This is a genomic window from Planctomycetia bacterium (assembly GCA_021413845.1).
Classification (GTDB): Bacteria; Planctomycetota; Planctomycetia; order Pirellulales; family PNKZ01; genus PNKZ01.
Genome location: JAIOPP010000095.1, coordinates 58,155 through 70,138 on the forward strand (window position 1 = coordinate 58,155; position 11,984 = coordinate 70,138).

The window sequence follows — 11,984 nt, forward strand, 5'->3', positions numbered from 1 at the left end:
TCATTTTAGGCCTTGCCCAAAATCCGCAGGTCGTCGATGAGCGAGCAGCGGCGTTCGCGGGTGAACGTCAGCGGCGTCGTCACTCCTTCTCCGGTCGGCGTCGCGATCGAGAACGAGAGATAACCTTCTCCCCCGAGACCGAGCGAAGCCATGCAAGGGCCGTTTTTTACGAACAGGGTCGTGTCCATCTCGCGGCCCATCTTCGTCATGTTGCGGACGTTGTTCGAGTGGATGATCGCGGTGTGGCGGAAGCCGTGCTCGTAGAACTTCGCCTTCGCGATCGCTTCGTCGACGTTGCGGCAGCGGATGAACGGCAAGAACGGCATCATCTGTTCGACGGGCACGAACGGGTTCGTCTCATCGGTCTCGCCGAAGAGCAATTCCGTTTTATCCGAAACCGACTTGCCGATGCCGCGTGCGAGCACCGCCGCATCTTGGCCGAGAAATTCCTTGGCCGGTGCGTCGTGCTTGTGTTCCCCTTCGCCGACTTTGATGATCGCGACCTTCGTGAGCGCATCGACTTCGCGGGCGTTCAAGCGTGCGGCACCGGCACGATCCATCGCCGCCATCATCTGATCGAAGACGCTCTCGACGACGAAGACTTCTTTCTCGGCGATGCAAAGCAGGTTGTTGTCGTACGACGCGCCGAGGATCATCGCGGCCGCGGCCCGATCGAGATCGGCCGTTTCGTCGACGACGACCGGCGGATTGCCCGGCCCCGCCACAACGGCCCGTTTGCCGCTATTCAAAGCAGCCCGAGCGACAGCCGGGCCCCCGGTAACGCAGATCAGCTTCACGCCGCGATGCTTGAAGATGCCGTTGGCGGTGTCGAGCGTCGGCTCGGCGATCACGCAGATTAGGTTGTCGATGCCGACGTCGCGATAAATCGCTTCGTTGAAGCGGCGAACCCCTTCGGCGGCGATCTTCTTGCCGCTCGGATGCGGATTGACGACCAGCGTATTGCCGCCGGCGATCATACTTACGGCGTTGCCCGTGATGGTCGGCAAGGAATGCGTGACCGGCGTGATGCAGCCGATGACGCCGAACGGGGCGTGCTCGATCACGGCGAGGCCGTGGTCTCCGCTGAAGACTTCGCTGCGCATGAACTCGACGCCCGGAGTGCGCTGCCCGAGGGTCTTCAGCTTCTCGATCTTGTGGACCAAGCGGCCGACTTTGGTTTCGTTCATTTCGGCGGTGCCGAGCTCGACGCATTGATCGATCGAGATCCGGCGGATGTGGTCGATGATCCGCTTCCGGTCTTCGATCGTCCGCTTCGAGAGTTGCTCGAACGCCTCCGTCGCCGCCGCGACCGCTTCATCGACATCGGTGAAGATGCCGTAACGTCCGGTAAACGACTTCGCGCCGGCATGCGCCCGAGCGCCGAGGCCCGACGTGCCGAGATTCTTCAAGACTTCTTGAACGACGTTACGAATCAGGTCTTCGGTCTGCATGGATGGAGCGCCGAGTTAGTTGGAGTTACGGGTGTCTTATTGAGTATTTGGGTTAATGACGAATGCCGAAGTTCAAATGACGAAAGAAGCACGAAATCAGAATGACGAATGAATCTCGATCGGATTGTGATACTTCAAGCAGCTCTTCGACATTCGTGCTTCGTCATTCTTTCGACATTCGGATTTCGACATTCGTCATTGCCTATTGTGTCTGTCGATCGAACACGTTTTGATTGTCCACCTGCACCGTGTCGACGATGCCGATGATCACGGCGTCGATCGGGAGGCTTTTCGTTTCCGGCGTGAGGCGAGCGCTGGAGCCTTGCACGATCAGCACGAACTCTCCTTCGCCCGCTCCGATCGTGTCGCAGGCGATGAACGTTCGACCGGTCGTAATCAGCTTTTGCCGGTTCGCCGGATCGATTCGATACGGCTCGACGATGAGCAGCTTTTGGCCGCGCATCGAGTCGACCTTGTGCGACGCCACGACGCTGCCGGTTACTTTTGCCACGAACATAAAAAACTCGATTCGATTATTTGCCGGCTTCGAGCAGTTGTTTCGATTGCCTCGCGACCACGATCTCTTCGTTCGTCGGGATGATCCAGACCTGCGTCCGACTCTCGTCGGCGCTGATCCGCCCTTCGCCCTTCGCCGCGGCGTTGCGGCCGGCGTCGAGCTTGATGCCGAGTTCTTCCAGCCCCGCACAAACGTTTGCCCGCAGCTCGACACCGTTCTCGCCGATGCCGCCGGCGAAGGCGATCACATCGCAACCGCCGAGCTCGACGAGATACGCTCCGAGAAACTGACGAATGCCGCCGATAAATACGTCGAGTGCCAGTCGCGCTCGGGCATTCCCTGCGGCAGCCGCTTTGTTCACATCGCGGATGTCTTCCGAGACGCCGCTTAAGCCGAGCAACCCGCTTTGGTTTGCTAAGACTTCGAGCGTTTCTTCGAGCGATTTGCCCGTCCGCTTCATCACTACAGGCAGCGCAAACGGATCGAAATCACTGACGCGGTTGTTGTGTAACAAGCCGGTCTGCGGGCTCATGCCCATGCTGTTCGCCACGCTCTCGCCGCTGCGAATCGCACAAAGCGAGTTCGAGCCGCCGAGATGGCAGGAGATCACGCGCAGATCTTTTCGTCCGAGCAACTCGGCGCACCGGCCGCCGATGTAGCGGTGGCTCGCGCCGTGAAAACCCCAACGTCGGATCGAGTACTCTTCCGCCCATTGATACGGCACGGCGTAGTAGTAGTTCCGCGCCGGGATCGTCTGATGAAAGCCGGTTTCGAAGGCCGCGACCAAGGGAATCTCAGGCAGCTTCTCGCTCAGCAACCGCATCGCCGCGATATACGGAGGGTTATGCGCCGGAGCGACCCGACTCATCTCTTCCATCGCCGCGAGCACGTCGGGAGTGACGCGCTGCACGCCGCTGAAAGTTCCCCCATGCACCGCTTTGAAGCCGATCGCCGCCACCTCGCTGCCGTCCTTCAAACAACCATCGACCGGATCGGTCAGCTGCTCCAAGCAACGGCGCACCGCGACCGCATGGTCGGGCACCGAGGCCGTGAGCTCGCTCCGCTTGCCGGCGATCTCGACGAAGCACTTGCTCTCGGGAGAACCGATGCGCTCGGTTCCGCCGCGCGCCAACTGGCGCTCGTCGGTCATGTCGAACAAACGAAACTTAAAACTGGTCGAGCCGAGGTTGGCGACGAGAATTTTCATCCTTGAGATCTCCTGATCCTGATTCGCAGCTTACGAGAAGTAGGCCTTGACCAAACCTTCCGACGGACGCGGAATGACATGGCTCGCGGCTACTTCGCCGACTTGCTGGCCGGCTTGAACGCCTGCTTCGACCGCAGCACGCACGCTACCGACGTCGCCGCGGACGATCGCCGTCACGAGACCGCCGCCGATCGAGATTCGCTTCACGATTTCTACGTTCGCGGCCTTCGCCATCGCGTCGGTCACTTCGACCAACGTCACGAGACCCTTCGTTTCCACCAAACCGATTGCTTCGTTCATGGGGCGCTGTTCCTTAATAGGAGCTTGTACGGGCTGTTGAATCGCCGGTTCGACCGGCGCTTTCGTTTCGGGCTTCTTCAATGGTCTCGGCGCGGCAGTCTTGCGCGGTCGGACCGGTGGCTTGCGTTTACTGACTGCCATAATTCATCTCGTTTTGACGAGCAGGATCGACGAGCGAAAAACCAAATATGACTCGGAACTACTCGACGCTCGTCAGACCTTGCGGCAAGACGATGCCGATGTCGTCGTGCGGACGCGGGATCACCTGCACGCTGACGACTTCGCCGATGCGTCCGGCAGCCGCGGCACCGGCATCGGTCGCAGCCTTGACGGCCGCCACGTCGCCGGTCACGAACGCCGTGACGAGCCCGCTGCCGACTTTGTCCCAACCGAGAAAGCGCACGTTGGCCGCCTTCATCATCGCATCGCTGGCTTCGACCAGGGCGACGAAGCCCTTGGTTTCGATCATGCCCAGCGCTTCACTCAACTTCGCCATCGAAAAATCTCCCAAAGCGAGAAACGAAAACTGAACGGGTAAATGACTCACTACTGACTTACGCATGCGACTCGCGGCCGGACACTCTTCGTTCCCGGCCGGCGTCGCTTAACGAACGATTACTGTTTCAAAAGCTCGACCTTGGTCGCGTGGTCGAGATCGGCCGCGTTCCCTTCATCGGTATCGATATGCACTTCGAGCTTGCTCGTCGCATCGGCGCGAACCAGCAAGTTCTCGAACACGATTCCGCAACTCGAATGAATCCGCAGGTTCATGCGGTCGCCGTTCTTCACGCCGTAGCGGGCGGCATCGTCGAAGTTCATGTGTACGTGCCGCTCGGCGCGAATCACCCCTTCCTTCAATTCGACGACCCCCTTCGGCCCGACGAGCACGCAACCGGGAGTTCCCTCGATCTTGCCGCTAGCACGGACGGGCAGGTCGATCCCAAGCGAAATGCCGTCGGTAAAGGCGAGCTCGACTTGGCTGAACGGGCGCGTCGGCCCGAGCACGCGCACGGTCGGCAACATCCGGCGGCGCGGACCGACGACCATCACGGTCTCGGCGGCGGCGAAGAAGCCGTCTTGATAGAGGGGCTTGTCGGGCGTGAGCACGGCTCCGCGGCCGAACAAGATTTCGACGTCGGCATCGGTGAGATGCACATGGCGCGCGGAAACGCTGACGGCCAATTCGCGCTGCGCGGAACTTCCGTTCTGCGCGGCGGCAGGCTGCTTATAGACGATCTCACGGACGATCCGCTCGATCGCGGCGCGGTCTAACGTGGGGGCGATGCTCATAATGTGTTCGGGTCGGATGTTCTTGTCGGCGCTGCGAGGCGTTCGTGTTTTCGAGAGGCTGCGTATTCGGTCAATCTGTTTTCGGCGGCGCGGCAACGGTGGCTGGGGTCGGTTCGAGCTTCGCGATCGTCAACCGCACTCCGGCCGCTTCGACTCTGCGTTTCCAATCGGGCGAGATCCCGTCGTCGACCACGAGATGCTTCGCCACTTCGAGCGGCGCGAGATGCGCCAAGCTCTGATGTCCGAACTTCGTACTGTCGGCCACGACGATCACTTCTTCGGCGGCTTGCATCATCGCGAGCTCGGTTTCTACCAGCAGCAGATTGCTGTTGAAGAAGCCCCGTTCGTTGATGCCCGCCACGCTCAACACCGTCCGTCGCACGCTGAGGCGCGACAACATCTCATTCGCATAAGGTCCGAGCGACACGCCGGTGCGCGGATAAACGTAACCGCCGAGCAGCACGAGATCGGTCGTGGCGTTCGAAGCGAACAAGTTCGCCGTCGGCAACGAATTCGTCACGATCTGCAACGGCCGGCCCACCAAGAGCCGCGCCACTTCGTAGGTCGTCGTTCCTCCGTCGAGCAATACCGTGTCGCCGTCGGCAATCAATTCCGCCGCACGCCGGGCGATCGCTCGCTTCCGGTCCCAATTCGCAGGTTGAAGCTGGTCGAAATGAGGAAGCTTGGGGGAAGCACCGGTGTAAAACACCCCGCCGTGCGTCCGCTTCGCTTGCCCAGTCTCTTCCAAAGCCTCTAGATCGCGCCTCACGGTCGACTCGCTGACCGTGAGCAACTCGGCAAGATCCGGGAGAGCGGCAAATCCGCGCTCGCGCACCAGCTCGAGAAGTCGTGTCCGGCGTTCGTCGACGATCGGCATGAACTGATAACCTCGTGTCACAGTCATGGCAATTATCTGTTATTTAGTGACGGAATTCAATCATCATCCGTCATAAATCTGCTTGCACTGTCTCGTAATGGCTCAAAATCGCCGTAATCTATTGCCGATACATAGCTTAGGTATCTAGCGTTGAGTTTGCGGCTTTCCAAGCGTGACAATTCTTGCCGCTAATTCGCCACGCGTCCAAGAATTCACTCCATAAAAGTCGACGTATCGGGAAATGTCGAGAATTCTCCACCTCCAAAAGTCGCTCACAGCCGGTCCCGACCCCCTAACGGTTCCGGGCGTAACGATTCGGCCGTTTAACGGGGCGACCTCGGCAACGACCAACGCCGACGCTCGCGCATGGCTCGCGCTGCGCGAAGCGGCCTTCGCGGGGATGCTCGCCGCCGGCCGGAGTTGGACGATCGACGACTTCGACCGCGAGCTCACGGCCAAGCCGTGGTGGTCGCCCGAGCGAACTCTCTTAGCATGCATCTCAGACGGCGAGCCGGATTCGATCGTCGGCCCGATCGTCGGCTCAATCACGCTCGGCCGCACCGGTCGACCGCCGCACGATTCGGCTTCCGTGATGTGGCTCATGGTTCGGCCGGAATGGCGCGACCGGGGGATCGGTCAAGCGCTGCTCTCGACCATCGAAGGCCTTGCGCTTGCTCAGGAGGAGTCGATCCTCACACTGGAAACGCACGTCGAATGGCAAGCAGCCGTGCGGCTTTATCGCGCCGCGGGTTATACGACGTGATCCGTTAAGAGATCCGAATACGGCGCCCCTCGGGCCGGACCTTCCCGGCCGCGAGCAATCGCAACGCTTCCGGATAGGCGATGCACTCCGCTTCGAACACGCGCGCCGCCAGCGTGTCCGGCGTGTCGTCATCGAGCACCGGCACGGCCCGCTGCAGGATGATCGGGCCGTGGTCGAATTGGTTGTCGACGAAATGGACGGTGCAGCCGCTTAGCTTCGCGCCGTAGGCGAGCACCGCTTCGTGGACGTGATGCCCGTACATTCCATGCCCGCAAAAGGCGGGGATCAGGCCCGGGTGGATGTTCAATACGCGTAAGGCGAAGTCGTCCGGGATCGGCACGAACTTCAAATAGCCGGCCATCACGACATAGTCGCACCCCGAGCGACGACATTCGTTGAAGACCGCGGCACCGAAGTCTTCATCCGTCGCGAACTCGCGCCGCTCGATGACAGCCGTCGCGATGCCGGCGGCTCGCGCGTATTCCAGCCCGCGGGCCCGCGGCGCGCTCGAGATCACGGCGACGACCTCGACCGGCAGCGCCGCCGTTTCAACCTGTGCGAGGATGTTGCGCAGCGTGGTGCCGCCGCCCGAGATCAGGACTGCGACCCGAAGCGTTTTCTTGCTTAGGTCGGTCACGATGGCCGCACCTGCACGAAGACCTGGAGCGTTCCCGCACCGAACGGCACATCGACCGGCTCGGCTCCTTGGAGTTCGCCGACGGTAAGCGATGTCGCCAAGGTTTCCGAGCGCACGTATTCCGCGAACGGCCCGGCGGCGAACGCCGCAGCCTCTTCGCCGACGACGCCGATCGCGATCCGGTCGGTGTATTTGCAATCCAGGTCTTTGCGGATCGTTTGCAGGCTGTGAACGAAATCTCGCGCTAGGCCTTCGGCAATCAACTCCGGCGACACTTCCGTCGAGACGACGACCACCCCTGCCCCGCTATGCGAGGCGGCCCAGCCCGGCTTCGCTTGCAGGCGAACTTGCACTTCCTCGGTCGTGAGTTCGAGCGGGCCGTCGCTCAGTTCCAGCGTCGCTTTCCCGGCCGTTTCCAGTTGTTGCAGCAGTGCCGCGGCGTCGACTTTCGCGAGCGCCGGCTTCACCAGCGGTAGCCGCTTCCCGAGCTTCGGGCCGAGCTTTTTCAAATCGGGAAGCACGGTATAGGCGACGTATTCATCGGCCCGCACCGAGAACTCGACCTGCTTCACGTTGAGCTCTTCACGAATCAGCGCGGCATGTTGCTCGAGCCAGGCTTGGTGCGTCGTGTCGGCAAGGCAGATCTCGACTTTTGCGAGCGGCTGACGCACCTTGAGCTTGGCCCCCATCCGCGCGCTTCGGCCGAGCGAAACGACCTCGCGCACCAAGTTCATCTGGCTCGAAAGAGTTTCGTTGATCGCCGCGGCGTCGACTTTAGGATAGTCGCACAGATGCACGCTTTCGGTAACCGTATCGGCACCGTTGCCAGCTCCGGCCACCGCCAAATTCTGCCAGATCGTTTCGGCCATGAACGGCGTGAACGGCGCGATCAATTTCGTCGTCGTGAGCAAGCATTCATAGAGGGTCCAATAGGCGTCGAGCTTTTTGCGATCTTGCTTGTCTTCGCTCCAGAAGCGATCGCGGCTCCGGCGGACATACCAATTGCTCAGCGCGTCGACGAAGGTCGTGAGTGCGGTGCAGGCATTGAAGTTGTCGTAGGCGTCCATTCGCTCGACGACGGTTTGCGTCGTCCGCTGCAACTCGCTGATCACCCAACGATCGAGCTCGCTCCGCTCGGCCACCGGGCGATACGTCTTCGCTCGGGCCAAGACCTCCGGCCCGAGATCGCCGAGAGGTTTCGTGGCGTCCTTGCCGACTGCGAACTGCGAGGCGGGGTCGAAGCCGTCGATTCCGGCGTAGATTACGAAGAAGCTGTAGCAATTCCAAAGCCGCAGCAAGAACTCCGGAATGCTCTCCTTGATCGCTTGTTCGCTGTAGCGCGTCGAGGTCCAGGGCGGTGAGCTCGCGTAGAAGTACCACCGGAGCGCGTCGGCACCGTACTTATCGAAGATTTCGTTCGGTTCGCGATAGTTGCGTTTGCTCTTCGACATCTTCTGCCCGTCTTCGCCGAGCATGAAGCCGAGGACGATGCAGTTCTTGAACGGATGCGGATACTCTTTCCCCTGCCCTTCCTTCTCCTGCTCGGCCGCCCCATTTTCGCCGAACAGCAGCGTGCTGATCGCCAGCTGGCTATAGAACCAGCCGCGCGTTTGGTCGATCGCTTCACTGATGAAGTCGGCGGGGAACTGGCTTTGAAATCGCTCTTTGCTGCCGGCGGTGTGCGGATAGCCCCACTGCGCAAACGGCATCGCCCCCGAGTCGTACCAGCAGTCGATCACCTCGCTCACACGGCGCATCCGCGCTCCTGCAGCGAAAGGCGAGTCGTACGTTACTTCGTCGATATACGGCTTATGCACGCGCAGGTCTTCCGGCAGGTCGGGCACGGCCTTCTTCGCCGCTTCCCAGACTTGCACGCCATCGATCCCCGGCTTCGCAAGCAGTTCGTCGTACGACGCGATCGCTTCCTTTTCGCCGGTCTGTTGGCAAACCCAGATCGGCAACGGAGTCCCCCAATAGCGCTCGCGCGAGAGGGCCCAATCGACGTTCGACTCCAGGAAGTTGCCGAACCGTCCGTCGCGAATATGCTCGGGCTGCCAATGGATCTTCGCGTTGTTCGCGAGCATGTCGTCTTTAAACTTGCTCGTCCGGATGAACCAACTCTTGCGCGGATACTGGATAAGCGGATCCTGCTCGGCCCGCCAACAGAACGGATAGTCGTGCAAATACTCTTCGCGATGCCACATCAGGCCCTTCTCGCGAATGGCACGCGCGATGTCCTTATCGGCCTCCTTCACCCAACGCCCTTCGTACTCCGGAGCATCTCTAGTGAACTTGCCATCGGGCCCGACCGCGCAGATCAATTCTGGAAGTTTCAATGATACAAACTTCGCCCCCGCCATAGTCGAACCGGAAGCGGCGAGTATTCGAAAACGATCTCGTTCTTCTTGCAGAACGTCGAAATCGACCTCACCAAACGCTGGAGCGATATGGACGATGCCAGTTCCGCTATCGATCGTCACAAAACTCGCAGGGACGATTCGCCAAGCAATATGCTGTGATTCCGGATCGCTCTCCGGATCATCATCGCCAACCAACGACCCTTTTAAATAGCCAACTACATCGCCAAACGATTTGTAGTAATAGTCGAATGGCGGCACATACCTCAGCCCGACAAGCTCGCTCCCCTTCAACGAAGCGACGACTTTCAACTCGCGCCCGATCTTCGCAGCCAGCACCTCGCGCAATGCCGCGGCGACGACGAGTTTCTGCGTAACCCCTTCGTGTTCGTCACTGACGACGACGTATTCGAGCTCCGGATGTACCGCCGCGAACTGGTTGCTCGGCAACGTCCACGGAGTCGTCGTCCACACGAGCAAGCTCGTGCTCTCATCCAAGCCGAGCGCCTTTGCCTTGTCATCCACGACGATCGGGAACCGCACATACACGCTCGGGTCGGCCACCTGCCGATACCCCTGCCCGACTTCGCCGGCGCTGAGTGCGGTTCCTCCTTGGGCCCACCACCAGACGATCTTATGTCCTTGGTAGAGCAAGCCTTCGTCGAACAGGGTCTTAAGCGACCACCACACGCTTTCCACATACGATTTGTGGTAGGTGACGTAGGCCTGCTTCAGATCGACCCAGAAGCCGAGCCGTTCGGTGAGGCGTTCCCATTGCTGCATGTAGCGCCAGACGCTCTCGCGGCACTTCTTGATGAACGGCTCGATGCCGTATTCTTCGATCTCGTCTTTCGAGTGGATGCCGAGCTCTTTGCAGACTTCGACTTCGACCGGCAGCCCATGCGTGTCCCAACCGGCTTTGCGAAGGCATTGGTAGCCGCGCATCGTGCGGTAACGGGGGAAGACGTCTTTGATGGCCCGGGTCAGGCAGTGGCCCGGATGCGGCATTCCGTTGGCCGTCGGCGGCCCTTCATAAAAGACGAACGCCCCCTCGGGCGACGGCCGCTCAAGCGACTTGGCGTAGATGCCGCGCTCGCGCCAGAAGTCGAGCACGGCTTGTTCGAGAGCGGGAAACTGAGCGTTGGCGGCGACGTTGCGGAACATGGGGCTAGGAAGGGGTCAGGGGTCGGGGATCAGGGGTCGGACTCGGCGGACGGCAAATACAGAGACAACGGCGACGTCGCCGACGGTGCGCGGCGAGCTTGCTAGACAGCTCACCGACAGGCCGGAAAACGGCCAATAGAACAGGATTGCGCCGTTTTTTCAATCGAAGTCGGCCCGCGCGATCAAGTCGCGGCGAGCTTGAGAAACCGGCTGGCGAACTTCGGCCCGGTGCCGGTGTCTTCGTGTTTGAAAAAGACATAGGCCTGGTTCCAGGCCTGCGCCCTGATGCGCTTGATCCAAGTGCGCAACTGCGCGTCGGTATACTTCTCGCGCCGCAAGCGAACGAGGCCCCAACTTGCCGTCTCGACCAGCGGCGTCGACGGCAACTCATCGGCGTCGGCCACGCACAACGCGCACGCATGCTTGCGCAGCAGGGCGAAGGTTTCTTCCGTGAGCCAGCTTTCGTGCCGAAACTCGATCGCGGCCCGAGTGCGGCGCGGCAACAACTTCAAGAACGTTTCGAGGCGCGGCAGGTCTAGCTTGCAGTTCGGCGGCAACTGAAACAAGAGCGGCCCGAGCCGCCGCTTGAGCGCTCCGGCGATCCGGAGGAATTGCACAGTTTCAGCAGAGACATCGCTTAACCGCTTGCGATGTGTGATCGTCTGCGAAGCCTTGAGCACGAAGCGAAACGTGCCGGGCACTTGCTTCCCCCACGCTGCGACGACGCTCGCGCTCGGCAAGCGATAGAACGTGTTGTTGATCTCGACCGTGCCGAACCGCTCGGCATAGTAACCGAGCATCTCTTTCTGCGGCAGCTCTTGCGGATAGAACGAAGGCTTCCACTTCGGGTAGCTATAGCCGCTCGTGCCGACGAAGAACTCCGTGGTTCGCGCGCTAGATGCCATCGGAGTCGTTCTGCTCGCAGCGACGATAAAAGCGCGCTTAGTACTTCGCCATTCCCGGTGCGATTTCTTCGGCCCAGGTGTGGATTCCGCCAGCCATGCTTTGGGCCTGCGTGTAACCATTCTGCCGAAGCCACTGCGCGACCCGCATGCTGCGACCGCCGTGGTGGCAATGGACGACGATCGGCTTGCCGCGATGGGGCTCCAATTCGCCGCCGCGCGTAGTGAGCTCGCTCATCGGCAGCAGCGTGGTCCCCTCGATATTCACCAACGTATGCTCCTCCTTTTCCCGACAATCGAGAAAGAGAAACGGTTCGCCGGCGTCGAGTTTTTTCTTCACGCTCTTACAATCGATTTCCCACGGCAAACTGGCTTCGGCTGGCATGGCACACACTCTCGACGACGGACAAGACTCGGAACGCTTCGTAAACCATTGTAAACGAGCCTGCAGGCGGTCGCCGGCCCTAGAGTATGGCACCGCATGGGGTAGAATCAGGGAATCGAAAAATCGAGGCGCCG

Annotated in this window: 12 protein-coding genes; 1 reads left to right on the top strand and 11 read right to left on the bottom strand. The window is 60.7% G+C overall.

Annotated features, from left to right (window positions below; translation table 11 throughout):
• Window positions 1-5 precede the first annotated feature (5 nt).
• From K8U03_17735 to K8U03_17765, 7 genes are all read right to left on the bottom strand, one after another.
• Entirely contained in the window at window positions 6-1,451 is a 1,446-nt protein-coding gene (locus K8U03_17735) for an aldehyde dehydrogenase EutE (protein ID MCE9606735.1), read from the bottom strand.
• A gap of 202 nt (window positions 1,452-1,653) precedes the next feature.
• Window positions 1,654-1,968 (bottom strand): EutN/CcmL family microcompartment protein, encoded by a 315-nt coding sequence (locus K8U03_17740; protein ID MCE9606736.1) that lies wholly within the window; start codon window positions 1,966-1,968, stop codon window positions 1,654-1,656.
• Between the two features lie 16 nt (window positions 1,969-1,984).
• Complete coding sequence (locus K8U03_17745; protein MCE9606737.1) at window positions 1,985-3,175, bottom strand: acetate/propionate family kinase; 1,191 nt, start codon at window positions 3,173-3,175, stop codon at window positions 1,985-1,987.
• 30 nt (window positions 3,176-3,205) lie between these two features.
• Window positions 3,206-3,475, bottom strand: a complete 270-nt coding sequence (locus K8U03_17750) for a BMC domain-containing protein (GenBank protein MCE9606738.1) — start codon at window positions 3,473-3,475, stop codon at window positions 3,206-3,208.
• A gap of 199 nt (window positions 3,476-3,674) precedes the next feature.
• Entirely contained in the window at window positions 3,675-3,971 is a 297-nt protein-coding gene (locus tag K8U03_17755; GenBank protein MCE9606739.1) for a BMC domain-containing protein, read from the bottom strand.
• A 119-nt stretch (window positions 3,972-4,090) separates the two neighbouring features.
• Entirely contained in the window at window positions 4,091-4,765 is a 675-nt protein-coding gene (locus K8U03_17760) for a phosphate propanoyltransferase (protein MCE9606740.1), read from the bottom strand.
• A 70-nt stretch (window positions 4,766-4,835) separates the two neighbouring features.
• Window positions 4,836-5,642 (bottom strand): DeoR/GlpR family DNA-binding transcription regulator, encoded by an 807-nt coding sequence (locus K8U03_17765; GenBank protein ID MCE9606741.1) that lies wholly within the window; start codon window positions 5,640-5,642, stop codon window positions 4,836-4,838.
• Window positions 5,643-5,883: 241 nt separating this feature from the next.
• Here K8U03_17765 and K8U03_17770 point away from each other — a divergent pair, with 241 nt between their 5' ends.
• Complete coding sequence (locus K8U03_17770; GenBank protein ID MCE9606742.1) at window positions 5,884-6,405, top strand: GNAT family N-acetyltransferase; 522 nt, start codon at window positions 5,884-5,886, stop codon at window positions 6,403-6,405.
• A 4-nt stretch (window positions 6,406-6,409) separates the two neighbouring features.
• Here K8U03_17770 and purN read toward each other — a convergent pair whose 3' ends face one another.
• From purN to K8U03_17790, 4 genes are all read right to left on the bottom strand, one after another.
• Window positions 6,410-7,042 carry a phosphoribosylglycinamide formyltransferase gene (gene purN, locus K8U03_17775; GenBank protein ID MCE9606743.1) on the bottom strand — a complete coding sequence of 211 codons (633 nt, stop codon included), beginning with the start codon at window positions 7,040-7,042 and terminating at the stop codon, window positions 6,410-6,412.
• Complete coding sequence (gene ileS, locus K8U03_17780) at window positions 7,039-10,563, bottom strand: isoleucine--tRNA ligase (protein ID MCE9606744.1); 3,525 nt, start codon at window positions 10,561-10,563, stop codon at window positions 7,039-7,041. Before ileS ends, purN begins: the two co-directional genes overlap by 4 nt.
• A gap of 182 nt (window positions 10,564-10,745) precedes the next feature.
• A complete protein-coding gene (locus tag K8U03_17785) occupies window positions 10,746-11,468 on the bottom strand; it encodes a DUF72 domain-containing protein (GenBank protein MCE9606745.1) in 723 nt (240 codons plus the stop codon).
• Between the two features lie 37 nt (window positions 11,469-11,505).
• Window positions 11,506-11,850, bottom strand: a complete 345-nt coding sequence (locus K8U03_17790; protein MCE9606746.1) for a rhodanese-like domain-containing protein — start codon at window positions 11,848-11,850, stop codon at window positions 11,506-11,508.
• Window positions 11,851-11,984: the final 134 nt, after the last annotated feature.